Source organism: Bacillus velezensis (assembly GCF_001461825.1).
Classification (GTDB): Bacteria; Bacillota; Bacilli; order Bacillales; family Bacillaceae; genus Bacillus; species Bacillus velezensis.
The window spans coordinates 256,810-282,841 of sequence record NZ_LLZC01000019.1 but is presented as its reverse complement, the minus strand read 5'-3'; the positions used below and the strand labels follow the sequence as shown (position 1 = coordinate 282,841).

28 protein-coding genes are annotated in these 26,032 nt (G+C 46.5%); 23 read left to right on the top strand and 5 right to left on the bottom strand.

The genetic code is table 11. The features are described from left to right. Positions 1–69: 69 nt before the first annotated feature. Positions 70–3,516 carry a pyruvate carboxylase gene (pyc, locus tag AR442_RS12080; protein ID WP_014417697.1) on the top strand — a complete coding sequence of 1,149 codons (3,447 nt, stop codon included), beginning with the start codon at positions 70–72 and terminating at the stop codon, positions 3,514–3,516. Positions 3,517–3,613: 97 nt separating this feature from the next. Here pyc and ctaA read toward each other — a convergent pair whose 3' ends face one another. Further along, the gene (gene ctaA / locus AR442_RS12075) at positions 3,614–4,540 is read right to left on the bottom strand and encodes a heme A synthase CtaA (protein ID WP_053285003.1); all 927 of its coding nucleotides are present in this window, start codon (positions 4,538–4,540) and stop codon (positions 3,614–3,616) included. A 343-nt stretch (positions 4,541–4,883) separates the two neighbouring features. Between ctaA and cyoE the strand changes: the two genes are divergently transcribed. The 6 genes from cyoE to ctaG all read left to right on the top strand — a co-directional run bounded on the left by cyoE (position 4,884) and on the right by ctaG (position 10,856). Further along, positions 4,884–5,801: a heme o synthase gene (gene cyoE, locus AR442_RS12070; RefSeq protein ID WP_003154486.1), complete on the top strand. Its 918-nt coding sequence runs from the start codon at positions 4,884–4,886 to the stop codon at positions 5,799–5,801. A gap of 217 nt (positions 5,802–6,018) precedes the next feature. Beyond that, a complete protein-coding gene (coxB, locus tag AR442_RS12065; RefSeq protein ID WP_014417699.1) occupies positions 6,019–7,089 on the top strand; it encodes a cytochrome c oxidase subunit II in 1,071 nt (356 codons plus the stop codon). Positions 7,090–7,120: 31 nt separating this feature from the next. Then, on the top strand, positions 7,121–8,989 hold the full coding sequence (ctaD, locus tag AR442_RS12060) for a cytochrome c oxidase subunit I (RefSeq protein ID WP_014417700.1): 1,869 nt from the start codon (positions 7,121–7,123) through the stop codon (positions 8,987–8,989). Then, complete coding sequence (gene ctaE / locus AR442_RS12055; RefSeq protein ID WP_003154482.1) at positions 8,989–9,612, top strand: cytochrome c oxidase subunit III; 624 nt, start codon at positions 8,989–8,991, stop codon at positions 9,610–9,612. Before ctaD ends, ctaE begins: the two co-directional genes overlap by 1 nt. 2 nt (positions 9,613–9,614) lie before the next feature. Then, on the top strand, positions 9,615–9,947 hold the full coding sequence (gene ctaF / locus AR442_RS12050; protein WP_007409686.1) for a cytochrome c oxidase subunit IVB: 333 nt from the start codon (positions 9,615–9,617) through the stop codon (positions 9,945–9,947). A 24-nt stretch (positions 9,948–9,971) separates the two neighbouring features. Further along, positions 9,972–10,856: a cytochrome c oxidase assembly factor CtaG gene (gene ctaG / locus AR442_RS12045; RefSeq protein ID WP_100261768.1), complete on the top strand. Its 885-nt coding sequence runs from the start codon at positions 9,972–9,974 to the stop codon at positions 10,854–10,856. Between the two features lie 33 nt (positions 10,857–10,889). On the opposite strand, the gene AR442_RS12040 is transcribed toward ctaG, so the two are convergent. Continuing rightward, entirely contained in the window at positions 10,890–11,249 is a 360-nt protein-coding gene (locus tag AR442_RS12040) for a YugN family protein (RefSeq protein ID WP_007409688.1), read from the bottom strand. A 139-nt stretch (positions 11,250–11,388) separates the two neighbouring features. On the opposite strand from AR442_RS12040, the gene AR442_RS12035 reads away from it, so the two are divergent. The 8 genes from AR442_RS12035 to coaD all read left to right on the top strand — a co-directional run bounded on the left by AR442_RS12035 (position 11,389) and on the right by coaD (position 15,978). Beyond that, the gene (locus tag AR442_RS12035; protein WP_014417702.1) at positions 11,389–11,832 is read left to right on the top strand and encodes a CBS domain-containing protein; all 444 of its coding nucleotides are present in this window, start codon (positions 11,389–11,391) and stop codon (positions 11,830–11,832) included. A gap of 84 nt (positions 11,833–11,916) precedes the next feature. After that, the gene (locus AR442_RS12030) at positions 11,917–12,957 is read left to right on the top strand and encodes a CAP domain-containing protein (protein ID WP_014417703.1); all 1,041 of its coding nucleotides are present in this window, start codon (positions 11,917–11,919) and stop codon (positions 12,955–12,957) included. A 164-nt stretch (positions 12,958–13,121) separates the two neighbouring features. Then, positions 13,122–13,532, top strand: a complete 411-nt coding sequence (locus AR442_RS12025) for a YlbD family protein (protein ID WP_007409691.1) — start codon at positions 13,122–13,124, stop codon at positions 13,530–13,532. A gap of 15 nt (positions 13,533–13,547) precedes the next feature. Further along, a complete protein-coding gene (locus tag AR442_RS12020) occupies positions 13,548–13,787 on the top strand; it encodes a YlbE-like family protein (protein WP_003154475.1) in 240 nt (79 codons plus the stop codon). A gap of 70 nt (positions 13,788–13,857) precedes the next feature. Beyond that, positions 13,858–14,307, top strand: a complete 450-nt coding sequence (gene ricF / locus AR442_RS12015) for a regulatory iron-sulfur-containing complex subunit RicF (protein ID WP_003154472.1) — start codon at positions 13,858–13,860, stop codon at positions 14,305–14,307. A 58-nt stretch (positions 14,308–14,365) separates the two neighbouring features. Then, a complete protein-coding gene (locus AR442_RS12010) occupies positions 14,366–14,638 on the top strand; it encodes a YlbG family protein (protein ID WP_014417705.1) in 273 nt (90 codons plus the stop codon). 298 nt (positions 14,639–14,936) lie between these two features. Next, positions 14,937–15,491: a 16S rRNA (guanine(966)-N(2))-methyltransferase RsmD gene (gene rsmD / locus AR442_RS12005; protein ID WP_014417706.1), complete on the top strand. Its 555-nt coding sequence runs from the start codon at positions 14,937–14,939 to the stop codon at positions 15,489–15,491. Between the two features lie 4 nt (positions 15,492–15,495). Further along, positions 15,496–15,978 (top strand): pantetheine-phosphate adenylyltransferase, encoded by a 483-nt coding sequence (coaD, locus tag AR442_RS12000; protein ID WP_014417707.1) that lies wholly within the window; start codon positions 15,496–15,498, stop codon positions 15,976–15,978. A gap of 18 nt (positions 15,979–15,996) precedes the next feature. Here coaD and ylbJ read toward each other — a convergent pair whose 3' ends face one another. After that, the gene (ylbJ, locus tag AR442_RS11995; protein WP_022553383.1) at positions 15,997–17,223 is read right to left on the bottom strand and encodes a sporulation integral membrane protein YlbJ; all 1,227 of its coding nucleotides are present in this window, start codon (positions 17,221–17,223) and stop codon (positions 15,997–15,999) included. Positions 17,224–17,402: 179 nt separating this feature from the next. Between ylbJ and AR442_RS11990 the strand changes: the two genes are divergently transcribed. Both AR442_RS11990 and AR442_RS11985 read left to right on the top strand, forming a co-directional pair. Then, entirely contained in the window at positions 17,403–18,182 is a 780-nt protein-coding gene (locus AR442_RS11990) for a patatin family protein (RefSeq protein ID WP_014304961.1), read from the top strand. 5 nt (positions 18,183–18,187) lie between these two features. Further along, complete coding sequence (locus tag AR442_RS11985) at positions 18,188–19,210, top strand: SepM family pheromone-processing serine protease (protein ID WP_053285002.1); 1,023 nt, start codon at positions 18,188–18,190, stop codon at positions 19,208–19,210. A gap of 18 nt (positions 19,211–19,228) precedes the next feature. Here the strand turns inward: AR442_RS11985 and AR442_RS11980 are convergent, their stop codons facing one another. Continuing rightward, on the bottom strand, positions 19,229–20,476 hold the full coding sequence (locus AR442_RS11980; protein WP_021493721.1) for a nucleotidyltransferase: 1,248 nt from the start codon (positions 20,474–20,476) through the stop codon (positions 19,229–19,231). Between the two features lie 208 nt (positions 20,477–20,684). Here AR442_RS11980 and AR442_RS11975 point away from each other — a divergent pair, with 208 nt between their 5' ends. From AR442_RS11975 to gerR, 3 genes are all read left to right on the top strand, one after another. Next, entirely contained in the window at positions 20,685–21,203 is a 519-nt protein-coding gene (locus tag AR442_RS11975) for a YceD family protein (protein WP_053285001.1), read from the top strand. 21 nt (positions 21,204–21,224) lie between these two features. Next, positions 21,225–21,404 carry a 50S ribosomal protein L32 gene (gene rpmF, locus AR442_RS19995; protein ID WP_003154457.1) on the top strand — a complete coding sequence of 60 codons (180 nt, stop codon included), beginning with the start codon at positions 21,225–21,227 and terminating at the stop codon, positions 21,402–21,404. A gap of 159 nt (positions 21,405–21,563) precedes the next feature. Then, on the top strand, positions 21,564–22,139 hold the full coding sequence (gerR, locus tag AR442_RS11970) for a sporulation-specific transcriptional regulator GerR (RefSeq protein ID WP_014417712.1): 576 nt from the start codon (positions 21,564–21,566) through the stop codon (positions 22,137–22,139). Positions 22,140–22,178: 39 nt separating this feature from the next. Here gerR and AR442_RS11965 read toward each other — a convergent pair whose 3' ends face one another. Then, on the bottom strand, positions 22,179–22,661 hold the full coding sequence (locus AR442_RS11965; RefSeq protein WP_007611262.1) for an N-acetyltransferase: 483 nt from the start codon (positions 22,659–22,661) through the stop codon (positions 22,179–22,181). A gap of 162 nt (positions 22,662–22,823) precedes the next feature. Between AR442_RS11965 and AR442_RS11960 the strand changes: the two genes are divergently transcribed. The 3 genes from AR442_RS11960 to mraZ all read left to right on the top strand — a co-directional run bounded on the left by AR442_RS11960 (position 22,824) and on the right by mraZ (position 25,968). After that, positions 22,824–23,705, top strand: coding sequence for a 2-dehydropantoate 2-reductase (locus AR442_RS11960; RefSeq protein WP_014417713.1), 882 nt, complete (start codon positions 22,824–22,826; stop codon positions 23,703–23,705). A gap of 86 nt (positions 23,706–23,791) precedes the next feature. After that, the gene (gene bshC / locus AR442_RS11955; protein ID WP_014721143.1) at positions 23,792–25,411 is read left to right on the top strand and encodes a bacillithiol biosynthesis cysteine-adding enzyme BshC; all 1,620 of its coding nucleotides are present in this window, start codon (positions 23,792–23,794) and stop codon (positions 25,409–25,411) included. Between the two features lie 125 nt (positions 25,412–25,536). Then, a complete protein-coding gene (gene mraZ / locus AR442_RS11950; RefSeq protein ID WP_007409703.1) occupies positions 25,537–25,968 on the top strand; it encodes a division/cell wall cluster transcriptional repressor MraZ in 432 nt (143 codons plus the stop codon). Positions 25,969–26,032 lie beyond the last annotated feature (64 nt).

Below are 26,032 nucleotides of genomic sequence, written 5' to 3'. Positions count from 1 at the left end.
AGTGTATACACAGGACGGATATTCCTTTATTATAAACTACATATTTATTAGGCCAAGGGGGAGAAAAGTTTGTCACAACAATCCATCCAAAAAGTGTTAGTAGCAAACAGGGGAGAAATTGCGATCCGGATTTTCCGGGCGTGCACAGAATTGAACATCAGAACGGTAGCCGTTTATTCAAAAGAAGATTCGGGCTCCTATCATCGCTATAAAGCGGATGAAGCTTATCTTGTGGGAGAAGGCAAAAAACCGATTGACGCGTATCTTGATATTGAAGGGATTATTGAGATCGCAAAAAGAAACGGCGTTGATGCCATTCATCCGGGCTACGGATTTCTCTCTGAAAATATCCAATTTGCGAGGCGCTGTGAAGAAGAGGGCATCGTATTTATCGGACCGACGTCAGCGCATTTGGATATGTTCGGAGATAAGGTAAAGGCGAGGGAGCAGGCAGAAAAAGCCGGCATCCCCGTTATTCCGGGGAGTGACGGACCGGCTGAAACATTAAAAGATGTCGAACAATTCGCAAAAGTCCACGGATTTCCGTTTATTATTAAAGCATCGCTCGGAGGCGGAGGCCGCGGAATGAGAATCGTCCGAAGCGAAAGCGAATTGAAAGAATCGTTTGAGCGGGCCAAATCAGAAGCGAAAGCCGCATTCGGAAACGATGAAGTGTATGTTGAAAAACTGATCGAAAATCCTAAGCATATTGAAGTTCAGGTGATCGGAGATAAAGAAGGCAATGTCGTCCATCTGTATGAGCGGGACTGTTCCGTTCAGAGACGCCATCAAAAGGTCATTGAGGTGGCGCCGAGTGTATCTTTGCAGCCTGAATTAAGGGACGAAATCTGTGAAGCGGCTGTCGCGCTTGCGAAAAATGTCGGCTATATCAACGCGGGGACCGTGGAATTTCTCGTAGCGGGCGGTGAATTTTACTTTATTGAAGTGAACCCGCGCGTACAAGTGGAGCATACGATTACGGAAATGATAACGGGGGTTGATATCGTTCAGACGCAAATCCTCGTCGCGCAGGGCCACGGACTGCACAGCCGTGCCGTCAATATCCCTGAGCAGAAAGACATTTTTACAAACGGGTATGCGATCCAATCACGTGTGACCACTGAAGATCCGCTGAATGACTTTATGCCTGACACGGGTAAAATTATGGCTTACCGCTCAGGCGGCGGCTTCGGCGTCCGCCTTGATACGGGAAACAGCTTCCAGGGCGCCGTCATCACGCCTTATTATGATTCACTGCTCGTCAAGCTGTCGACATGGGCGCTGACGTTTGAACAGGCATCAGCGAAAATGGTCCGCAACCTGCAGGAATTCAGGATCAGAGGCATTAAGACCAATATTCCGTTTCTTGAAAACGTGGCAAAGCATGAAAAATTCCTGACGGGCCAATACGACACATCATTTATCGACACAACGCCTGAGCTGTTTGTTTTCCCAAAACAGAAGGACCGCGGAACAAAAATGCTTTCCTATATCGGCAATGTCACGGTGAACGGTTTTCCGGGAATCGGGAAAAAAGAAAAGCCTGCATTTGATAAGCCTCAGACCGTTACGTTAGATATCGGGGAAAGGCCGGCAAGCGGTACGAAACAGATCCTTGATGAAAGAGGCGCTGAGGGGCTTGCAGACTGGGTGAAAGAGCAAAAATCCGTGCTCCTGACCGATACAACGTTCAGGGATGCCCATCAGTCCCTGCTCGCAACACGGATCAGATCCAATGATTTGAAAAAAATCGCGAATCCTACGGCTGCCCTGTGGCCTGAACTGTTCAGCCTTGAAATGTGGGGAGGCGCGACATTTGATGTAGCGTACCGTTTCTTAAAAGAAGACCCTTGGAAACGCCTTGAAGATCTTCGCAAGGAAGTGCCGAACACATTGTTCCAGATGCTGCTTCGTTCATCAAATGCCGTCGGTTATACAAACTATCCGGACAATGTCATCCAAAAATTTGTCCGGCAGTCAGCGAAGTCAGGTATTGACGTATTCCGGATCTTTGACAGCCTGAACTGGGTAAAAGGGATGACGCTGGCCATCGATGCCGTCCGTGAAACCGGAAAAGTGGCGGAGGCTGCGATTTGTTACACGGGAGATATTCTTGATAAGACCCGGACGAAATATGATTTGAAGTATTATCTTTCTATGGCGAAAGAGCTTGAGGCGTCTGGTGCGCACATTCTCGGTATTAAAGACATGGCCGGTCTTTTGAAACCTCAAGCCGCATACGAACTTATCTCAGCGCTGAAGGAAACGATTGATATTCCCGTTCATCTTCACACGCATGATACGAGCGGCAATGGCGTCTTTCTCTATGCCAAAGCTGTTGAAGCGGGTGTGGACATCGTGGATGTCGCCGTCAGCTCAATGGCGGGTCTGACTTCACAGCCGAGCGCAAGCGGATTTTATCATGCCCTTGAAGGAAACAGCCGCCGTCCTGAAATGGATGTCCGCCAGGTGGAAAGACTGTCACAATATTGGGAATCAGTCCGTCAGTATTACAGTGAATTTGAAAGCGGGATGAAGTCTCCGCATACTGAGATTTATAATCATGAAATGCCGGGCGGCCAGTACAGCAATCTGCAGCAGCAGGCAAAAGGAGTCGGCCTCGGTGATCGCTGGAATGAGGTGAAAGACATGTACAGCGTCGTCAACCGCATGTTCGGCGACGTCGTGAAAGTAACACCTTCTTCCAAAGTCGTCGGAGATATGGCGCTTTACATGGTGCAAAACAATTTAACAGAACAAGATGTTTATGATAAAGGCGAAACGCTTGATTTTCCGGATTCAGTCGTTGAGCTCTTTAAAGGGCAGATCGGCCAGCCGCACGGCGGATTTCCGGAAAAACTGCAAAAGCTCGTTCTGAAAGGACAGACGCCGATCACGGTAAGACCGGGTGAGCTGCTTGAACCGGTATCTTTTGAAGGCATTAAAGAAGAATGGAAAGAAACACATCAGATGGAATTGAGTGATCAGGACGCAATCGCGTATGCTCTTTATCCGAAGGTGTTTACAGAATATGTTAAAACGGCTGAACGCTTCGGTGATATTTCCGTATTGGACACACCGACTTTCTTCTACGGCATGACACTCGGTGAAGAAATCGAAGTGGAAATCGAGCGCGGAAAAACGCTGATCGTGAAGCTTGTATCTATCGGTGAACCGCAGCCAGATGCGACACGTGTCGTTTATTTCGAATTGAACGGCCAGCCGCGCGAGGTGGTCATTAAAGATGAAAGCATAAAATCGTCCGTACAGGAAAAATTAAAAGCAGATCGGACAAACCCAAGCCACATTGCGGCATCCATGCCGGGAACCGTCATTAAATTGTTAACGGAAACCGGGGCAAAGGTAAATAAAGGCGATCATCTGATGATTAATGAAGCGATGAAAATGGAGACGACGGTACAGGCGCCGTTCTCCGGGACGATACAGCAGATTCATGTGAAAAACGGTGAACCGATTCAGACAGGTGATTTACTGATCGAAATTGAAAAAGCGTAAAAAATGAATATAAAAAACCTGATCCGCCCCCGTGTGCGATCAGGTTTTTTATATGTAAAAAGGCCGAAGCTCTAATGCTTCGGCCTTTTCATGTGCCTCAGATGTTCCGCTGTTTTGATTCATAGCGGAAGCGGGCGATTAATAATAAGAAATAGCATAAGACGCCGAACAGGCCGGCAATAAAGAGCGAATGGGCAAGTGCAAAACCGGTGGCCATTTCTGAATAAACAACCATGATTCCGGACAGCGCCTGTAATAAAACAAAGACAAGAGCCGCTATCCAGCCCCCAAGAATCTGTTTTTGATCTTTGTAGGAGCGCACCGCATGCGCAGAAGCGACAAGAATCCATACGAACAGAAGCAGTGCTGCCGTTCTGTGACCCATCTGCACATATTCCTGAAAATGGGACGGAAGCCCGTGATTCAGCCTGCTGCAAAGCGGAACGTCAGGGCAGGCAAGGCTTGATTTCGTATGGCGTACATAAGCCCCCGTATAAACGACGATATACGTGTAAATCGAAAGACCGATCATATGAAACTGCATTTTTCTGCCGATTCTGAGCGGCTTGACGAGCTTTTTGTCTGATTTATCAGCTTCGAATATGAGCAGCGTCAAAATCAGAACAGAAGCGAAAGAAATCAGCGATATGCCGAAATGAAGCGCCATAACGAGCGCATTTGATCCGAAAACAACCGCTAATGCGCCGAGAAGCGCCTGTAAAAATAAAAAGATAATGGACATAATGGCGAGAAAGGTTGTTTCACGGAAAACAGGCGTGACTTTTCTCCATGCCCAAAAAGCGAGACTCAGCACGAGAACGATTGAGACACCGCTTGCGAGTCTGTGGCTCCATTCAATGATAGAAGCGGCGTTAAGCTCCGGGAAAAACCGGCCGTGGCAAAGCGGCCACTGCCTTCCGCAACCGAGACCCGATCCTGTCTTTGTGACAAGAGCGCCGCCGATCAGCACGACGAGCATAACGAATGTCGTCAGTACGCCGAGCGCTTTCAAAGCTTTATTCATTTTACATTCACCTTCTTAACAAACTGGACAAAATGATATACGTACCAAGTGTAAGCGAATATGTGTTTTGTGGCAATTCTCAATTCTGTTTGTTCACAAAAATATAATAGAATCAGGACTTCTTAGATAATGGGGTTGATTATTCCAGATGGGTCTGATAGAAATAAAGTAACCGCTTTATTAAGAAACCGGCGGATTTGGTAAAATTCATAAAAAGTTCACAAATAAATTCCTGTTTCTCGTTTAATATTTAAGAGAATGTTTTTTTACAGGTCATTATCTTGTATGATAGAGTTGCAGGTCTTAAAAAACCTGCTTTAGGTTTGTAAGGGAGGTTTACGTTATGGCTAATTCCAGAATTTTAAACGATACAGCTATAGACGGACAGATTGAAGAGACGACGGCATGGAAGGATTTCCTTTCGCTTATCAAAATAGGAATCGTCAATTCGAATTTAATTACGACTTTTACCGGCATGTGGCTTGCGTTACATATATCCGGTCTGAGTTTTTTAGGCAATTTAAACACCGTGCTTCTTACATTAATAGGATCTTCTTTGATCATCGCCGGTTCTTGTGCGGTTAACAACTATTACGATCGTGATATTGATCATTTAATGGAACGCACGAAAGTAAGACCGACGGTAACCGGAAAGATTCAGCCGAATCAAGCGCTGTGGTCAGGAATTTTACTCATTGCTTTAGGACTTATCATGCTTTTGATGACCACCGTGATGGCAGCAGTCATCGGTTTTATCGGCGTGTTTACGTACGTTGTTCTTTATACAATGTGGACGAAACGCCGTTATACGATTAATACGGTTGTCGGAAGTGTATCAGGCGCCGTGCCGCCGTTAATCGGCTGGACAGCGGTTGAAGGGCACATCGGTGTTGTCGCGTGGGTTTTATTCATGATTTTATTCATCTGGCAGATTCCGCACTTTTTAGCGCTTGCGATTAAAAAGACGGAAGATTACAGAGCAGCGAATATTCCGATGCTTCCGGTAGTGCACGGCTTTGAAGTGACGAAAAGACAGATTATCGTCTGGGTAGCATGCCTGCTGCCGCTTCCGTTTTTCCTCGGCAGTCTCGGTCTTCCGATCGTCATTCTCGGCACTTTGCTGAATGTCGGATGGCTTGTTCTCGGACTGATGGGATTCCGCATGAAAAACATCATGAAGTGGGCAACTCTTATGTTTGTCTATTCGCTTAATTACATGACCATTTATTTTGTAGCGATGGTGGTCTTCACGCTGTTTTAATTGAATAATGAGCTTGTTTGATCGCCAAAACAAACAATGACAACTAGTAAACGCCGCCTTGACCTTTTGTTTAATCAGGCGGCTTTGCTTTTATACATAGATGGAATTTTAAGTAAAAAATCTCATATTTTAAGAAATGAGGAAATGAAGTATTTCGGCTGGAAGCAGATTTACTGCTTGTGCATCTCGTACTGATTCAAAAAAGGGGTTGGGTGAAATGTTAAAGCGTTGGCGTCTTTTATCATTATTAGCCTTAGTGCCGCTTTTATTGAGCGGCTGTGGAAAACCGTTTCTGTCCACACTCAAGCCTGCCGGCGAAGTGGCTGATAAACAATATGATCTGACGGTGCTCAGCACACTTATCATGGTTGTCGTCGTTGCGGTCGTAGCAGTTATTTTCTTTTACGTCATTGTGAGGTTCAGACGGTCGCGTGTAGGGGAAGACACGATACCGAAACAGGTGGAGGGGAACCGTTTTTTAGAAATCACCTGGACCGTTATTCCGATCTTGCTTCTGATTATTCTTGTCATTCCGGTTGTCATCGACACATTGGCGCTGGCGGATACGTCGCCGATGGATAAGAAAAACCGTAAAGCAGAGGATGCGCTCGTGATTAATGTAAGGGCGAATTTATACTGGTGGGAATTCGAGTATCCTGATTACGGGTTTGTGACAAGTCAGGAGCTGATCGTTCCCACAGATGAACGCGTCTATTTCAAGCTGAAGTCCTCAGATGTGAAACACTCTTTCTGGATTCCGTCAGCCGGGGGAAAAATCGATACGAATACGGATAATGACAATACTTTCTTTCTGACCTTCGATTCTAAACGCAGCAAAGAAGCGGGAGAATATTTCTTCGGGAAATGCGCAGAGCTGTGCGGACCTTCACATGCGCTGATGGATTTCAAAGTGAAACCGCTGCCGTCAAAAGAATTTAAACAATGGACGAAAGCGATGAAAAATTATAAGCATACAACAGATTCCGGTTTAGCCGCGCAAGGAGAAGAGCTCTTTAAGGAAAAAAACTGCCTGAGCTGTCATGCGGTTGAGCCCAATGATAAACGGGCTGAAGCGGCAAGAACGGCTCCGAACCTCGCTACCTTCGGTGAACGGGTCAAAGTGGCCGGCATTAAGGATGCGAATAAAGAGAATATAAAAGCCTGGCTGAAAAATCCGGACAGCATTAAACCGGGCAATAAAATGACAGGCACTTATCCGAAGCTCTCGGACGCTGAAACGGATGCGCTGTATGAATATTTAAAAGGGCTGAAAGCGGAGAACAAGTGAGGACAGGGAGATATCAGGGGGGAGGTCGCAAATGATGAATACGCTTACAGGACAGCAAAGAAAAAGCTCTTTGCTTTGGGATTATTTGACGACGGTTGACCATAAGAAAATCGCGATTTTATATATGATCGCCGGGGGATTTTTCTTCGTCGTCGGCGGACTTGAGGCCATGCTTATCAGGATTCAGCTCTTGAGGCCGGGGAACGATTTTATGGGTGCGCAGCAGTTTAATGAAATTATGACGATGCACGGCACGACAATGATCTTCCTGGCGGCGATGCCGCTGTTATTCGGGCTGATGAACGCGGTTGTGCCGCTGCAGATCGGGGCGCGTGACGTATCATTCCCATTTTTGAATGCGCTCGGATTTTGGCTGTTTTTCTTCGGAGGCATCTTTTTGAATCTGAGCTGGTTTTTAGGGGGCGCTCCTGATGCAGGATGGACGTCGTACGCGTCACTTGCGCTGAATTCGAAAGGGCACGGCATAGACTTTTTCGTGCTCGGCCTGCAAATATCAGGCTTAGGTACGCTGATTGCGGGGATCAATTTTCTCGCCACGATTATTAATATGAGGGCGCCGGGTTTGACGTATATGAGATTGCCGCTGTTTACGTGGACGACATTTGTGGCGTCGGCACTCATTTTATTCGCATTTCCTCCGCTCACCGTCGGTTTGGCGCTGATGATGCTGGATCGTTTGTTCGGAACGAATTTCTTTAATCCTGAATTGGGCGGCAATACGATAATCTGGGAGCATCTGTTTTGGATTTTCGGGCATCCGGAAGTGTACATTTTAATTCTTCCCGCCTTTGGGATTTTTTCAGAAATCATTCCCGTATTTGCGAGGAAACGTCTGTTCGGTTATTCGTCTATGGTCTTTGCGATCGTGCTGATCGGCTTTCTCGGGTTCATGGTTTGGGTTCACCATATGTTTACGACGGGACTCGGACCGATCGCTAATGCGATATTTGCGGTTGCGACGATGGCGATCGCGGTGCCTACGGGCATTAAAATTTTCAACTGGCTTTTGACCATCTGGGGAGGAAATGTCAAATTCACGACGCCTATGCTGTATGCCGTCGCCTTTATTCCTTCTTTCGTACTCGGAGGAGTCACGGGTGTCATGCTGGCGGCCGCAGCGGCAGATTATCAGTTCCATGATACGTATTTTGTCGTAGCGCATTTCCACTACGTCATTATCGGCGGCGTTGTGTTCGGCATCCTGGCGGGCGTGCATTTCTGGTGGCCGAAAATGTTCGGGAAGGTGCTTCATGAAACGATGGGAAAAATTTCGTTCGTCTTATTTTTTATCGGGTTTCATCTTACCTTCTTCATTCAGCATTTCCTCGGCTTGATGGGAATGCCGCGGCGCGTTTACACATATCTGCCCGGCCAGGGGCTTGATACCGGCAACCTGATCAGTTCAATCGGCGCGTTTTTCATGGCGGGCGCGGCAGTTTTACTCGTCGTCAATATTATTTATACCTCAATAAAGGGGAAATACGTCGGGAACGACCCGTGGCTGGACGGTCGTACGCTTGAATGGGCGGTCTCTTCGCCGCCGCCGGAATATAATTTTAAACAGCTTCCGTTTGTCCGGGGACTTGACCCGCTGTGGATTGAAAAGCAGGCCGGAAATGAAGGGATGGCGCCTGCAGAGCCTGTAGAGGACATTCATATGCCGAACGGCTCCATCATGCCGTTTATCATATCTTTCGGGCTGTTTGTCGCAGCGTTTGGGTTTTTATACCACTCCGATTATTCATGGGGGCTTCCGGTTATCTTCATAGGGCTCGGCATCACATTCTTTACCATGCTGCTTCGCTCTGTGGTCGATGATTACGGCTATCATATTCACAAAGAAGATCTGCCGAATGATGATAAAGGGGTGAAGGCGTAATGCAGCTGCAGGAAAAAATGACGGCTGAAACCTTTCCGGCTTCTCCTGAAAAAGCAACGCTGGAGGGGAAAAATAAGTTTTTGGGATTTTGGCTGTTTCTCGGCGGCGAAACGGTTCTGTTCGCCTCGCTATTTGCGACATTTCTTGCTTTACGGGAATCTAAAGCCGGAGGGCCGTCAACGGCTGAGATGTTTGAGCTGCCGATCGTGTTTATCGCGACGATGCTTCTTTTAACGAGCAGCTTAACGAGTGTGTATGCGATGTATCATATGAAAAATTTCTCCTTTAAAAAAATGCAGGTGTGGCTTTTGGTTACCGTTTTATTGGGAGCAGGATTTTTAGGGGTAGAAATCTATGAATTTATGCATTACACTCACGAATTCGGCTTTACCATTACAAGCTCTGCGCTCGGCTCAGCGTTTTACACGCTGGTCGGCACACACGGAGCACACGTGGCGTTCGGGCTGTTGTGGATCAGCGCGCTTATGATCCGGAATGCGAAAAGAGGGCTCAGCCTTTATAATGCGCCGAAATATTATGTGGCCAGCTTATATTGGCATTTTATCGATGTCGTGTGGGTCTTTATCTTTACCGTTGTATATTTGATGGGGATGGTGGGATAACGATGGACGATAACAAAAACAGAGGGACTGTCAGTACGGATCTCGAATATCGGAAAAAGAAAAATGCCGAGGAGATGAAATATCAGGTCATATCCTTCGGTTTGATGATCGGCCTTACGCTTGTCGCGTTTTTGACGGTGGCTGCTGACGGCATTGCCGGATGGTTTACGATGCCGTTTCTGATCCTGCTTGCGGTCATCCAGGTCATCTTTCAGCTGTTTTACTTTATGCATATGAGCCAGAAGGGGCATGAAGCGCCGTCATTATTTCTGTATTCGGGAATATTTGTCGCGTTTATCACCGTGCTTGCATTTGTCACGATTATTTGGTGGTAATCGGGACGGCGGGGAGTGAGAGATTTGATTAATTTGGAAATGTTCGGGTTTCGCGCAATGTGGAGCCCGTATCTGTTTTGTATAACTGCCGTGATAACAGGTATTTACTTTTACTGGTGCAGCCGGCATAAAGGACGTGTGGCCGCTAAGGAGAAGGTGCTGTTTGTGCTTTCCGCGCTATTTTTTTACACGGCTGCGGGAAGTCCGGTTGATTTATTGGGCCATGTGATGTTCAGTGCCCATATGACGCAGATGGCGGTTCTGTTTTTAGTCGTACCGCCGCTGTTGATTTCCGGAATTCCCGGCTGGGCATGGAAAAAACTGATCTTCCGTCCTGTCGTAAAGCCGCTGTTTTCGTTCTTTTCAATGCCGCTTATCGCATTAGTGCTGTTTAACGGTATTTTTTCACTGTATCACATCCCGTTTATATTTGATTTCGTCAAAACGGATTCGCTGTATCACACGCTGATGAACGGACTCATCTTTGTAACGGCGTTTTTTATGTGGTGGCCGCTTGTGCATAAGGTGGACGGTCTGCCCCGTCTCAGCGGTTTAATGAAGCTGGGGTATATTATGGCAGACGGGATTCTGTTAACGCCGGCCTGCGCGCTCATTATGTTCAGCGGGGCGCCCATGTATGCCACGTATACAGATCCGGCGGCTTGGGCCGAAGCAATGAAGCTTTGCGTTCCTTTAGATTTGCTGGAGGAGATTCCTTTATCCGGACCGGAGATGTTTAACACGCTGCCTCCTCTGGAAGATCAGCAGCTTGGGGCAGTGCTGATGAAAATCATTCAAGAGGCGGTCTACGGAACATATTTGGCTGTCATCTTTTTTCAGTGGGTCAGAACGGAACGGGAAAAAGATACGCTGTCAGAGCCGCCGTATATCGAGCATACCGTCTCATAAAAAAAGTACAGCAGAATATGCTGTACTTTTTTATTACATTTGCACTGTTTTTAATGACTCTTCCAATTCAAGCAGTAAAGCTTTGCTTTCAGCGACAACATGTTCCGGAAATTCTTCAGCACTGCCGTATTCTACGCCGTGCGGATAATAATGCTTTCCTAAAAGAGGGGCCTTCAGCTGAATCACGGCCCGGCTGCCGCCGACATCGCCCTCTTTTGCCGTTCCTTGAATCCGCAGATAAAATGTCCCCTCAGGTACTGAAAACTTTTTGTCGTAAGTCACTCTTTCATAATCCCATTGTCCAGCCAGAATGAGCCCTTTACCTTCCATCAGATCATTCAAGCGGCTGAGCTCCGCTGTTACCCCTTCAAGACCGCTGTTTTCAAACTTCAAACCTTCCCCCTCCTTTTAAAAATGCCCTTTCCTGACAATCATAGTATGAAAGCGTTACACTTTCAATGATTCATACGGTGAAAGTATGCAAAAAGAAAAATTTGACGACAATAGTAGCAGAAAAAGGAGGAATTCCGCAATGACAAAGATCAATAAGCTCATGACGTCAGACTTGCAATATTGTACAGTATTAGATAATGTATATGAAGCTGCGGTGAAGATGAAAGACGCGGATGTCGGCGCCATTCCGATAGTGGATGAAGACGGCGCGACCCTTGTCGGGATCGTGACAGACAGAGATCTCGTATTACGGGGAATTGCTTCAAAAAAGCCGAACTCTCAAAAAATAACCGACGCAATGACAGAGCGGGTTATCAGTGCAGAAGAAGACGCCTCTGTGGAGGAGGTGCTCCATTTGATGGCTGAACATCAGCTCAGAAGAATTCCCGTCACAAAGGATAAAAAACTGGTCGGCATTGTTACGCTCGGCGATCTTTCGTTGGCCGAGCAATCAAATGAGCAAGCAGGCCGGGCGCTGTCTGACATTTCTGAAGACGGCGGTCCGGAGGGGTTTATCCATTAAACATAAATCACGGACGATGCAAATAGGCTGTACTGTATAAGAGTAAACAAAAACAGAACGGTTTGAACATATGGGGGTGAGAGGTTGAAAAATATCGCAAGGGCTCTCGTTATCCTTTTGCTTATTTACGGAGCGTATGTTCTGTTTATACAATATGGATCGGCTCCTCAGAAAAAGACGGATCAGGAGGAGCCTCAGGTTTCCAATGAAGAAGAGAGCGGAAAACGGCTGAAAATGCCGTCATCCGGACTGCTTTCTCTCATGGGGAAATCTGCCGCCGATGTGAAAAAGAAACTTGGGGAACCGTCCCGGAAAGATCCTTCTGCCTACGATTACGAGTGGTGGGTGTACAACCAGGGGAAAGACCAATACGTACAAGTCGGTATTTTGAATGATAAAGCCGTGACTTTGTACGCTTCGGGAAGCGGCATCAACGCAAAACCGTTTAAGATCGGCGAATCGACGGGCGAAGTTTTTAAAACGACGCAGGTTTCTCCTTTTGTCAATGTGACTGACAAGGGAAACACGTATCGGTTCGAGTTTTCTGAAGAAGATATCAATACCCGTCCCACCGTCAAGATAGGCGGAATGTATGTTCAGCTGTACATGGACAAATTTGACGGGAATCTGTCAAGCATCAGGGCATTTGATGCGGAAACACTTGTGAAACAAAGGCCGTATGAAGTCATGTACAGAGGAAAGCTGACAGAACCCGAGCCAGTTTCTGATGAAAAATGGAACGACATTGAACGAGCGAGTGAGCAGCAGATTCTCGACATTACAAATGTCATCCGCGTGAAACACGGACTGGCAAGGCTGAAATGGGACGAAGGCGCCGCAAAAGTGGCATTCGGCCACAGCAAGGACATGAAGGATAACAAGTATTTCTCTCACGTCTCAAAGAAATACGGGACTCTGAAGGACCGCTTAGAAAAAGGCGATGTGAAATACCGGGAGGCCGGTGAAAATATTGCCTACAACTATGTGGACGGTCCTGCCGCCGTGGAGGGCTGGCTGAACAGCGAAGGCCACAGAAAGGCGCTGTTAAGCCCGGATTATACGCACCTCGGTGTCGGCGTGGACCGGAAGTATTATACGCAAAACTTCATTAAGCCTTGGCAGTAAAAAACCGCAGAGGGGCGCGTCCCCCGCGGTTTTTTTATGTTTTTTCGCGAGCGGCGCTCCTGCTGAAAAATATATACCTGCTTTTTTTCGCAATTTAGGCGAACATTAAGGCGAATGAACCGATACATTATAGCAGGCAAAACTTTTCGGAGGGGGTGAGAATTGTGGCGAATCAGCAATCACGGCAATCAATCGATGATTTTAAACAATTCGTAAAAAAGCATCCCAAACTGATCCAAAATGTTCGCAAGGAACAAAGGAGCTGGCAGGAAGTCTATGAAAATTGGGTTCTTCTGGGCGAGGATGATCCGATATGGGACCCTTTTAAAGACGAGGCCGTTCAGCCTTCTTCCGACGCGGAAACCAAACAGGAACCAGCTGAAAAAAACGATTTCGTTTCAAAAATGGTCACTGCCGTCAAAAAGATGGATATCAACCAAATGAATGAGCAGATCAATAAAATGAGCCAGTCCATTTCATCATTGCAAAGCCTTTTAAGCCAATTTTCGGGGAGCAGCACGAAGCAGCCCCGGCAAGGCTCCGGACAACATCCTTTTTCGTTCAGAAAGGATTAAAGAAGGGGATCATGTATGCGAAAAGAGGTTCAGGAATTCATATCCGCAGATGAGGAACGGAAACGGTTTATACGGCAGCGTCCCGTCTGGTACCGCAGACTTGCGAGAAAACCGGACGATCTCAATTCCTTTCAGCTTGACATGATGAATTTTTATGAAAAGACGATACCGCATAGGGTAAGCCAATTCTCAAACGGGATTCAAATGGCGCAGATGATGATGCAGATGGTTCACGCCATGCGTTCACAGGATTAAAAAGCGTTTAAACGCCGCATTTTCCAATTGGGTGGTTTCATGGTAAACTAGCAACTGGAGGTGCGTATTTATGTATGCAACAATTGAGTCCGTCAAGCTTCAAAGTGAAGCGGAGCAGCTTGCCGGCATGATTCTGCAGTCTGAGACGGCTGAAAATTACCGCGATTGTTACAAGCGTCTCCGTGAAGATGAAGAGGCAGGGCGGATCATTCGTTCTTTTATGAGCGTTAAAGAGCAGTATGAGGATGTGCAGCGCTTTGGCAAATACCATCCTGATTATAGAGAGATTTCCCGCAAAATGAGAGAAATGAAGCGGGAACTGGATTTAAACGATAAGGTGGCCGAATTTAAAAAAGCGGAGACTGAGCTTCAGTCGCTGCTTGACGAGATCAGCATTGAACTCGGAACGGCCGTCTCGGAGCATGTAAAAGTTCCGACGGGGAATCCTTATTTTGACGGCCTGTCATCCTGCGGCGGCGGGTGCGGTTCCGGCGGCGGCTGCGGATGCAAAGTTTCCTGACGAGACGGCCGTCTCGTCTTTTACATAAAATGAACAGAAAGTCAGGCGGGTGATCATGATGGAAAATAAGCGCCAAGGCATAATCGTATATCTGCATTCTTTAAAACACAGCAAAATGCTGAGAAAATTCGGCAACGTTCATTATGTTTCCAAGCGGCTGAAATACGTTGTGCTGTATTGCGATATGGACCTAATCGAAAAAACAATGGAAAAGATTTCTTCTTATTCTTATGTGAAGAAGGTAGAGCCTTCTTATAAACCTTTTTTAAAGCTGGAATTTGAATCAAAGCTTGATAAAGCGAAAGAGTACGATTATAAAATCGGCATATAAAAAAATCCCCGCAGATACCTGCGGGGTCCTTCTATTCCTTAACAAGTTAAGGAGAAGGAAAAGGGAGAGGAGAAACCGGAGGAAGAACTTATGGGGAAACGTAAGTCTTCTCCGCGGTTGGCAACAACATCATTCATTGATGCTGTTACACTTAGTCTTGACAGGAATGTGAATATGTATACACGGTTTCACGTTCATTGTTTGAAAGAATGCTTTATGATAAGATAGGGATTGTTTTGATACATAACGGCTCAGCCGATGAGAAACATCAAAGTTTTCAGAAAAAGTGGTGTGAATAATGAGAGTAATTTCCGGTTCAAGAAAAGGACGAGCCTTAAAGGCTGTGCCGGGCACATCAACAAGGCCGACGACGGATAAAGTAAAAGAGTCTATTTTTAATATGATCGGCCCGTATTTTGACGGAGGAACGGGGCTGGATTTGTTTGCGGGGAGCGGCGGTCTCGGGATTGAAGCGCTGTCGCGCGGATTTGACCGCTGTATCTTTGTGGATCGTGATTTCAAAGCCATCCAAACGGTAAAAGCGAATATCAAAGCGCTTGATCTGCTGTCTTCAGCGGAAGTATACCGCAATGATGCAGAGCGGGCCCTCTATGCCGCGGCGAAACGGGAAAAAGGTTTTGACGGAATTTTCTTAGATCCTCCGTATAAGGAACAAAAGCTGAAAGCGCTTATCGAAATGATTGATGAGCAGAACATGCTGAATGAAGGCGGTTTTGTCGTAGCCGAGCATGATAAAGCCGTTGCGCTTCCTGAAGCCGTCGGCGCGCTTTCCGTAACAAGAAGGGAAATTTACGGGCTTACAGGAGTGACGATATACCGAAATAGGGGGTAATGATGTGGCAAGTATAGCTGTATGTCCCGGAAGTTTTGATCCCGTTACCTACGGACATCTGGACATTATCAGACGGGGGGCAAACGTGTTTGAGCAGGTGTACGTATGCGTGCTCAATAATTCTTCTAAGCAGCCGCTGTTTACAGTTGAGGAACGATGTGAGCTGTTAAGAGAAGTGACAAAAGACATACCGAATGTTACGGTCGAGACGTCACAGGGACTGTTAATCGACTATGCGAAAAAAAAGCGGGCGAAGGCGATTATCAGGGGGCTCAGAGCCGTTTCTGACTTCGAATATGAGATGCAGGGGACTTCCGTCAACCGCGTGCTCGACGAATCAATAGAAACTTTTTTTATGATGACGAACAATCAGTATTCTTTTTTAAGTTCAAGCATCGTAAAAGAAGTCGCAAAATATAACGGGCCTGTTTCAGAGTTTGTTCCTCCGGAAGTTGAACAGGCGCTGAAGCAGAAATTTAAAGGATGAGAAGCGCTGATTGGCGTCTCATCCTTTTTTTGTCCGTGCTGACAGCCTGTAACAATAAATCAATGCGTATACGGCGAGAGCTGTCAGCGTGATGGCGGGTCCGGTTTCAACAAGTGTATTCCATCCGCTGACGGCAGCAGATACCGCTTCCTGATCGCGGAAAGGGAGGAATACGGACTGGTAAGGTTCGTCCAATGCAAGGTAAAGCGGCTTCCACAGTAAGAGAATAAAGAGTGCGGCATAAATGCCCTGAAGGATACGCGCCGCGAAAAATGGTTTAAAGCGGATATCTGTTTCCGATAAAATGCCGGCTACCTGGGCCTGTACGGAAAGGCCGCTGAACCCGAGAATAAAACTCACAATCATGGCTTTCGGCAGCAAGTCGGCATCAGCTTCACTGACCAGTTTGCTCCCAAGTGTAATTTCAAACATCCCGCTGATAAGAGGGATGTCCAGATTTGCCGGAAGATGAAAAAGCGAAAGCAGCGCGTTTGTAAATACAGAAAGCACATCCATGACTTGTACGATTGATAATAACCGGCTGAAAACCGAAAACAATATAATAAAACCGCCCACCATCAGCAAGGTTTGTACAGAAGAGGTGACGGCGTCGCCCAAAATTTTTCCGAGCGGCCGCTTTTCCGAAAGCCGCGCCTTGTGGAGGGCCAGAAATGCTTCCTTCAGAGAAGGGAGAGCGATCGTCTTTTTACCAGTATACGCCGCTTCTTCTTTCCGTCCGTATGAACGCATCGTCAGGCCGACGGCGATGTTTCCGAGATAGTGAGCCGATGCCAGCAGAATGCCGAGAGACGCGTTATGAAAAAAGCCGACTGCCACAGCAGCGAATATAAATAACGGATTGGATGAATTGGTAAAAGAGACGAGGCGTTCAGCCTCTACTCTGGAGATTTGTTTATCCTGGCGCAGCCGTGCAGTCAGCTTCGCGCCGGCCGGATTGCCTGAAGCCATGCCCATAGCCAGTACAAATCCGCCGACCCCGGGCACTCTGAAAATGGGACGCATAAAGGGTTCGAGTAAAAGGCCGACAAACTTGACAATGCCGAATCCGATTAAAAGCTCAGATAGAATAAAAAACGGAAGCAATGAAGGAAAAACTACCTCCCACCACATGGAAAGACCGGTTTTGGAGGCTTCGAATGAGGCCTGAGGGTGTGAAATAACCGTCGCCGTTAAAAAAATGAAAAACAATGAAATCAAAAATGTATGAAACTTAGACAAATTCATTCTTACCTCCCCGATGCTAAAATTGCACACTGACATTTATATCATGATAAAATATAGAACAGACCTTAAAGGCGGCCGGGCAAGTACCTATTTGTCATCCTGTACTAATATACGAGCATAGGGGTTCAATTTAGACCATAGAATTCATGTATAGGATGTCTATTAGGGGGTTCGTCGCGTTGGCCAAACCTACAATCGGGTTAGCGTTAGGTTCGGGAGGGGCAAGAGGCATCGCTCATCTCGGAGTGTTATCCAGTTTACATAAGCATCAGATTCCAATTGATATGATTGCCGGCAGCAGCATGGGAGCATTAGTCGGGAGCTTTTATGCGGCCGGGCATGACGTGGCCACGATGAAAAAAGTCGCTAAAGCATTTAAGCGGCGGCTGTACGCGGATTATACGATGCCGAGGCTTGGTTTTTTAAAAGGAGACCGCATCAGGCAGCTCGTTCATGCCTATACGTACGGCAAGCCGATAGAAGAACTGCGGATCCCGCTCGGCATCGTGGCCTGCGACCTTCAGACCGGCGAAAAACTCGTTTTTACGAAAGGTTCAGTGTCCGAAGCCGTCCGTGCGAGCATCAGCATACCGGGCGTTTTCGTCCCGCAAAAAATGAACGGACGTATGTTAGTCGACGGCGCGGTGGTCGACAGAATCCCGGTTTCCGCCGTAAAAGATATGGGTGCTGATATCGTCATCGCCTCTGACGTATCCCGGGTGAAAAAAACGGAAAAGGCGGCACATATTTTTGATGTAATCATGCAAAGTATGGATATACTGCAAAATGAATTGGTCCGTCACCAGACCATTGCCGCAGACGTCATGATCCGCCCTTCTCTTGAATCATTCAGCTCAAGTTCTTTTGCCAACATTGATCATATGATCACAGCGGGCGAAGAAGCCGCAGACCGGATGATCGGCCGGATTAAACAAGAAATAGAGAACTGGGAGGGCTAACTCATATGAAAGCAAAACATTTTCGCTGGGTGTTTATCATCCTGATCTTATTAATCGCTGTTACATTTATTAAGCTTCCGTATTACATCACACAGCCGGGAGAAGCATCAGAGCTGAGACCGCTGATTAAGGTGGACGGAGGCTATCCTGAAAAAGGAAGCCTTTCCTTGATGACTGTCAAAGTAGGCCCCGCCAATCCGTATACATATCTTTGGGCGAAAGTGCATCCTTACGATGAAATCGTCCCTGACGAAAGCATAAAAGAAGAGGGCGAATCGGACTCGGATTATATGAAGCGCCAGCTGCAAATGATGAAAAGCTCCCAAGAAAACGCGGTCATTGCCGCTTATCAAAAAGCCGGGAAACAGGTGAAATACTCATTTAACGGCATTTATGCCAGCTCAGTCGTCTCTGACATGCCGGCAAAAGGAAAAATAGAGGTCGGTGATAAAATCATCAGCGCGGACGGGAAAACATATGATTCCGCTGAAAAGCTGATTGATTATATCAGCAGCAAAAAAGCGGGGGAAAAAGTAACGTTTCACATTGAACGGGACACGAAAGAAAAGACCGTTGACATTGTGCTGAAATCCTTCCCGGACGACCCGAAAAGAGCGGGAATCGGCGTCGCATTATATACGGACCGGAACGTGAAAGTGAAGCCGGATCTTCATTTCAGCATTGAAAACATCGGCGGGCCTTCTGCGGGTCTCATGATGTCTTTAGAAATTTACAACCAGCTGACAAAACTTGACGAAACAAAAGGCTATAATATAGCCGGAACGGGGACAATCGACGTGGACGGCAAAGTCGGACCGATCGGCGGAATCGATCAGAAAGTCGTCGCCGCAGACAAAGCGGGAAAAGATATTTTCTTTGCGCCGAATCAAAACGGAGCTGAAAATTCTGATTACAAAAATGCGGTAAAAACGGCGAAAGCAATCAAGTCCGATATGAAGATCGTCCCTGTCGACACCATGCAGGACGCACTTGACTATTTGGATCAGATGAAAGTAAAAAGCACCTGATACAGTCAGGTGCTTTTTTTACGCATTCAAAAAACGCTTTTCGTCTTCATCATAGCGGATCGGGGCTTGTGAAAATTCCTGCTTCTCAAACAATGTGCGTTCAGGTTCTTTTATCGGCAGGCTGTAAACCCGTCCCGCCAGTATGTCCAGATCCAGAGCGGGATGAGAGAAAGAAGAGAGCTTGCTGACGAGAGGTGCGGTAAGCTCTTTTTTCTTTGCCGACAGGTACGCCTGTCCTTTTTTCGTCATTCCGAGAAGACGGATATAAGGAGCGCTTGAAGGCTGCAAGAGCCGATGCATGTCTTCTTTTTTCGTCCGTGTCAGAATGTGCGTGTTCATCCGCTGCAGCCTCGTCCACGTGTATCGTTTTGTTTTCAATCGTTCCATCATTTCGCGATAGGATCGGGCTTGTCTGATGGTGCGCAGAATTCTGTGCTCAAGGCCTTCTTCCACTTCATAGATTCGGCTCAATTCTTCAGCGGAAAGAGTGCTGAGGCTGTATTTTACATATGAAAAATAGTCTTCCGTGCTGTGCCATATTCCGTATGAATTTCTGTATGCCTCCAGCTGACGCGCAGATGCTTCCGGGAGAAAGCTCTTTGCGGCCGCCGTTCCTTTTTCTATCAGCGCTCTCCGGATGCTTGTTGCGCTGGCTATCCGGCTGTTATCTCCGGGAAGCTCGGCGTCATGATATTGGGAAGCGATTCTGGCTGTTGTATAAGGCTTCATAGCGGAACCGGAGGTGTGTATCGCTCTAACGTAGTGAAAACCGAGAATATTGTTCGGCTTGGACAAATCGAGCATGTCCCGCCCTTTGAATATGTGTGAAAAAGCTTTTGAGGCGGCGGCCGGATAGCTGAGACCCTTTTTCAGCTCCTCTTTCAGAATCAGGCTGCAGTCATCTTCCTTTCGGCTGAACGCTTCAGACGCTTCAATAAAGGGTTCGATCCGCCCGTTTTCGCTGCCGAAAAACAAGCTGCTGCATCCTAAATGATGAAGAAGCGAAACGCTGCCGCGCGCGAATAATTCCGCTTTTTGTACGGCATATATATAAGGGAGCTCAATGACGATATCCACGCCGTTTTCCAGCGCCATTTTTGTCCGGGCCCACTTTGAGACGGCGGCCGGTTCCCCGCGCTGCAAAAAAGGGCCGCTCATCACCGCCGCCGCGACGCTGCTGTCCGTTTTGATTTTTGCTTGTTCCGCATGATAGCGGTGTCCGTTATGAAAGGGATTATATTCAACAACCAGGCCGACTGCTTTCATATTTGTCCCGCCTTTCTTGCTATGTTTTGCTTCGTGTGGTACATTTGCAAATGAAGTGCATATTTTAGTCCGTTTCGTTTAGTGTATGCATAGCCTATCCGGCTGTCAACGATTGCATGACGGCGGCATTATGCTGTAAAGAAAAAATATTGACAAAAACATTCTGAAAAGCTATAATCATGTTTGTTGCTTTCCTGAGGTGATACAAATGAAATGGACGATTTATCAGCTTCATCAAATGGCGAAAAAGAGCTTTGAATTTGATGAAACAGTTGAGTTAAATGAGCTGACAAAATTGAATTCTGACATCCGCCGCATTTCTCCCGTCCAGGTGAAGGGCCGCGCGGAGATTGAATCCAAGCAAGTTTCGTTTGACTTTACGATTTCAGGCGAAATGGTTTTGCCGTGCTCAAGAACTTTAGTTGATGTGCCGTATCCATTTACAATCGCGACAAAAGAACTGTTTAGATTTCATAAGTCGGATGATATAGAAGATGAGGACGTTCATATTGCTGAAGACGATACCGTCGACTTAACTCCGATCGTAAAAGAAGAGATTCTTTTAGAAATTCCTATGCAAGTCTTTTGTGAAACTGAACAAAAAGAAGGAGCCGCTCCCCAAGTGGGGAAGGATTGGCAAGTGATTTCTGAGGAAGACAAGAAAAATCAAATCGACCCCAGACTTGCGGATCTGAAAAAGCTCTTAACACAAGATGATGAATCTTAACTCTTTAAGGAGGTGGGAATAATGGCTGTACCTTTTAGAAGAACTTCTAAAATGAAAAAAAGATTGCGCCGTACACATTTCAAACTAAATGTACCTGGTATGACAGAATGCCCGTCATGCGGAGAGATGAAATTGTCTCACCGTGTATGTAAAGCATGCGGATCATACAACGGCAAAGACATAAATGTTAAAAGCAATTAATGTATGAAGAAAAGCGCGGGAATCTCGGTTCCTGCGCTTTTCTTTTTTTTTTGCCCCTCCGGCCTGCTTCCGCCGAAAAAATTGTGAGCCCCAGTAGTCTATCTAATCTATCAGCGGCATATGTATGAGGTAAATGAGCAAATATGGAGGGAGATACGATTGACGATAACGAGACAAGACGCGTGGACGCAAGATGAAGATTTGCTGCTGGCCGAAGTGGTGCTCAGGCATATTCGGGAAGGCGGGACCCAGCTTTCCGCTTTTGAAGAAGTCGGCAGAGCGCTGACGAGAACGGCTGCCGCCTGCGGGTTCAGATGGAATTCTTATGTCAGAAAACAATATCAGTCAGGGATAGAACTGGCGAAAAAACAGCGGAAGGAATTAAGAAAGCAGATCGGGGTGCATTCCGCCAATATGCCGGGAACCGTCAAACAGCCTCCGATCCGCAGGGCGGAAGGAGAAAAAGAGCTGTCCATTGATGATGTCATTTTGTTTCTGCAGCAATTTAAAGAGTCGCCGGCCGCAGCGGATGTGCGTCATGAAAAAGAAAAACTCACAGAACAGCTGACCGCGCTGCAAAAAGAAGTCGAGGATCTGCGTGAGGAAAATGAAAGCTTGAGAAACAAGCTGGAGATGACGGAAGAAGATTATAAAGCGCTAATTGACATTATGGACAGAGCGAGAAGGATGGTCAATTCAAAAGAAGACGACAGAAAATCGGCGCAGAGCCTGTAAAATGAACCGGCCTGGGGGCGGCGCCCCGCCGGTTTTTTATTATGCCGTTTCTCCGGATGTCATTTCACCGTCCATATCGGGATGCCAGATATAAGGATTTTCTCCTTTATCACGCGCCATATCATATTTAACGGGCTCAAAATTCATCTTATCCCAGAAATCTGCTGATTTCATGCGTGAATTTGTCCTGATCGGCATTCTGAAGGATTTTGCAAAATCAACAAGCGCTTTTCCGTATCCGTTATTTTGATAGCCCGGAAGAACCTCAAGCTTCCAAAGTTCCAAAAAGTCCTGACGCTGATCAAAATACGGATTCGCACCTCCGTTTACCTGATATAAACTCATTCTCGCCACTAGTTTATCCCCGAAGTAAATCCCGTAAAAAGGCGAGGTGCTGTCATTTTCAATGATATTATCCTGAAGATCTTCAAGCATCGACAGCTCCTGCATCCCGTATTCCTTAAACCTTTTAAATTCTTCGAGTGTCTTAAAGTTGATGAGCAGTCGCTCTATTTTCAACACAAACTCCCCCTTTGTTGTGTTCTACCATTATTGTAAACGCTTTAATTGAAAATTCCAACTATAATATGCTTGCCAGTCTTTTTGCTCAAAACGAAATTGAAGTAATTTGCGGCGGCTTCTGCTATGATAATATGGAAAAATGCAGATATAGGGTGTGACAGTGTGAAAATCGGAATTATCGGCGGCGGAGCGGTAGGCCTTTTATGTGCTTACTACTTATCGTCCCGCCATCAGGTAACGGTCATTACGCGGCGGACGGAGCAGGCTGATGCGATTAACTCAGGCGGTATACGGCTTGTGAAAGACGGAATAGAATGTACGGCGGCATGCAGAGCGCAAACGGGCATCACTTCCGGATTCGACCTCTTAATCGCAGCCGTTAAACAGCACCAGCTCAGTGCTGTGCTGCGGGATCTTGAGACGATAAAAGAGACGAATGTGCTGTTTTTGCAAAACGGCATGGGACACATACACGACATGAAAGATTGGCAAACAGATCATTCGCTTTATGTCGGCACTGTTGAGCACGGAGCAAAAAAGATATCAGATCATGCCGTTGAACATACGGGAGCGGGAGCCGTAAGATGGAGTGTATTCAGCGCATCCCGGCCGGAAACGATCAAAAGCATCTTTTCCGGCATGCATCGGGATTTTCCCGTATATGATGAAAACGACTGGTATCGGCTGTTAACGGGAAAACTGATCATAAATGTATGCATCAACCCGTTAACTGCATTGCTGCGCGTGAAAAACGGAGAGCTGTTAAGAAATGACGCTTACAAAAAGTATATGAGAAACGTATTTGAAGAAGCGGAGACAATTCTTGGCCTCGCCGATAGAGAAAAAGCGTGGAACAAGGTTTGCGAAGTGTGCAGACTGACGGAAAAAAATCATTCTTCCATGCTCGTCGATATCATGGCAGGCAGGCGGACAGAGGTTGATGCGATTATCGGCTACCTTGTAAAAGAAGCGGAAAGCCGCGGATTGCCGGCCGTTCATCTCACGTTTTTACACCGCAGCATAAAAGCGTTAGAAAGAAACTGAAACAAAGTCTTTTGAGGTTTTCCGGTAACATGCTATACTCATTTCGGAAACCTAACTATTTATTGGAGAAAGGAAGTTCCAGACAGATGCAGCTAACTGAACTTTCCATCAAAAGTCAAAATAAGTTTGTGCAGCACTATATAGATGGAGAAAACATGTCTTCATTTTTTGATTATGATATTCATTCAGAGGACGTATGGCAAAAGCGGCTCCATGACTTGTCTTCGCGGCCGTTTGCCAGAGAGGAATTAGCGGATTATTTATCCTCCTATCACGAAAAATTTCACTCCGCCGCCATGCAGGCCTCCATCGAAAAACTGAGAGATCCAAAAAGCGCAGCGGTAGTAGGCGGCCAGCAGGCCGGTCTTTTAACGGGGCCTCTTTACACCATACATAAAATTATCTCCATTATCGTACTTGCCAGACAGCAGGAAGAGGCGTTACAGATTCCTGTCGTTCCGATTTTCTGGGTGGCGGGTGAAGATCACGATCTGGAAGAAATCAATTTTGTGCATACGTCAACAGAGAATAAAGGTCCGGTGAAACAGAAACTGCCGCAGTCGTACTGGAAAAAAACATCGGCGGCTAAAACCGAGCTTGATCAGGAAAAATGCGCGGCTTGGATTGATGAAGTGTTCGCTGCTTTTGAGGAAACGGATCACACAAACACACTCCTTCAAAACGTGAAGCGATGTTTACGCTCATCAGAGACATTCACCGACTTTTTTGAGCTGTTGATCGCCGACTTGTTTCAAGAAGAAGGCCTTATTCTGATGAACTCGGGAGATCCGGGGATTAAAAAGCTGGAAACGGGTATGTTTCAGCAGATTTTAAAACACAATCATGAGCTTGCCAAAGCCGTTTCAGACCAGCAGCGTCTTATGCGGGAAGCCGGTTATCACCCGATTATTGAATCGGACAAAGATCAGGCCAATCTGTTTTACGAACACGAGGGAGAGCGTTTCTTAATTGAAAAAGAAAACGGCGTTTTTGTCATTAAGGAGCTTGACCTGAAGTGGACGAACGACGAGCTTCATACCCATATGGAAGAAAAACCGGAATGTTTCAGCAATAACGTTGTGACAAGGCCGCTTATGCAGGAGTTTCTCATCCCGACTCTGGCGTTTATCGCGGGACCGGGGGAGATCAATTATTGGGGTGAGCTGAAGCAGGCTTTCTCATTAATGGGCTTTCGCATGACGCCGGTAGTGCCGAGACTGAACATTACGATTCTTGAGCGCCATATTGAAAAGAAGCTTTCAGAACGGAATATCCCGCTTCAGGAAGCGATCGAACACGGCACCGGACACCTGAAAGACACTTATTTTGAAGAGCAGATTCCGGAAGAGTTTTCTTCTGTAATGGAGCAGGCGAAGTCGCAGATTGAAGCTGTCCATAAAAGCGCAAGGGACGAAGCGCTGAAGGTCGATTCAAGCCTTGAGCCGCTCTTACAGAAGAATGCCGCTTTCATTCAAGATCAGCTCTTGTTTTTAGAACGGACGGTAACGAAAAGAATTGAAGAAAAAGAAGGCTTTGTGCTGCGTGACTATGAAAGAATCCAAAACAGCATCAGACCGCTCGGCGCTCCGCAGGAACGGATTTGGAATGTGATGTATTATCTGAACCGCTACGGTCCAAAATTCTTCACAACCTTCAAACATCTGCCATTTTCTTTTCAAAACCAACATCAGATTGTCAAACTTTGAAATAAAGTTTTAAAGAACCCTGAATAGTTCAGGGTTTTTTTTTATGTGTAAACAGTGTAAAATGAGGTTGTGGAGAGAAGTGGCGGATAGTGGTGAGTTTAGGGGAGAAAGTGGGGGTCCTTATCATGTTTATGGGTGAATACCGGCATACTGTTGATGCAAAGGGCCGCATGATCGTACCCGCAAAATTCAGAGAAGGCCTCGGTGAGCAGTTTGTGCTGACCAGAGGACTGGACCAATGCCTTTTCGGCTATCCGATGAATGAATGGAAGCTGATTGAAGAAAAGCTGAAGGCTCTGCCGCTCACCAAAAAAGACGCCCGCGCATTTACCCGATTCTTTTTTTCCGGTGCGACCGAATGCGAACTGGACAAGCAGGGAAGGGTTAATATTGCGTCATCTCTTCTGAATTACGCAAAACTGGAAAAAGAATGTGTTGTCATCGGGGTTTCCAATCGAATTGAATTGTGGAGTAAGGTAATATGGGAACAATACACAGAAGAGCAAGAAGATTCATTCGCTGAAATTGCTGAAAACATGATTGGATTTGATATATAATGGATCTTCGTGCATCACAACAACAACTGACAATTCAATTCATTCCTGATAAAGGTGGGACCGA

Bases quoted from the DNA above. Each gene is read 5' to 3' on its own strand.
- ctaA (WP_053285003.1), bottom strand. From the start codon at position 4,540: ATGAATAAAGCTTTGAAAGCGCTCGGCGTACTGACGACATTCGTTATG.
- cyoE (WP_003154486.1), top strand. From the start codon at position 4,884: ATGGCTAATTCCAGAATTTTAAACGATACAGCTATAGACGGACAGATT.
- coxB (WP_014417699.1), top strand. From the start codon at position 6,019: ATGTTAAAGCGTTGGCGTCTTTTATCATTATTAGCCTTAGTGCCGCTT.
- ctaD (WP_014417700.1), top strand. From the start codon at position 7,121: ATGATGAATACGCTTACAGGACAGCAAAGAAAAAGCTCTTTGCTTTGG.
- ctaE (WP_003154482.1), top strand. From the start codon at position 8,989: ATGCAGCTGCAGGAAAAAATGACGGCTGAAACCTTTCCGGCTTCTCCT.
- ctaF (WP_007409686.1), top strand. From the start codon at position 9,615: ATGGACGATAACAAAAACAGAGGGACTGTCAGTACGGATCTCGAATAT.
- AR442_RS12035 (WP_014417702.1), top strand. From the start codon at position 11,389: ATGACAAAGATCAATAAGCTCATGACGTCAGACTTGCAATATTGTACA.
- AR442_RS12020 (WP_003154475.1), top strand. From the start codon at position 13,548: ATGCGAAAAGAGGTTCAGGAATTCATATCCGCAGATGAGGAACGGAAA.
- ricF (WP_003154472.1), top strand. From the start codon at position 13,858: ATGTATGCAACAATTGAGTCCGTCAAGCTTCAAAGTGAAGCGGAGCAG.
- AR442_RS12010 (WP_014417705.1), top strand. From the start codon at position 14,366: ATGGAAAATAAGCGCCAAGGCATAATCGTATATCTGCATTCTTTAAAA.
- rsmD (WP_014417706.1), top strand. From the start codon at position 14,937: ATGAGAGTAATTTCCGGTTCAAGAAAAGGACGAGCCTTAAAGGCTGTG.
- ylbJ (WP_022553383.1), bottom strand. From the start codon at position 17,223: ATGAATTTGTCTAAGTTTCATACATTTTTGATTTCATTGTTTTTCATT.
- AR442_RS11985 (WP_053285002.1), top strand. From the start codon at position 18,188: ATGAAAGCAAAACATTTTCGCTGGGTGTTTATCATCCTGATCTTATTA.
- AR442_RS11980 (WP_021493721.1), bottom strand. From the start codon at position 20,476: ATGAAAGCAGTCGGCCTGGTTGTTGAATATAATCCCTTTCATAACGGA.
- AR442_RS11975 (WP_053285001.1), top strand. From the start codon at position 20,685: ATGAAATGGACGATTTATCAGCTTCATCAAATGGCGAAAAAGAGCTTT.
- rpmF (WP_003154457.1), top strand. From the start codon at position 21,225: ATGGCTGTACCTTTTAGAAGAACTTCTAAAATGAAAAAAAGATTGCGC.
- bshC (WP_014721143.1), top strand. From the start codon at position 23,792: ATGCAGCTAACTGAACTTTCCATCAAAAGTCAAAATAAGTTTGTGCAG.
- mraZ (WP_007409703.1), top strand. From the start codon at position 25,537: ATGTTTATGGGTGAATACCGGCATACTGTTGATGCAAAGGGCCGCATG.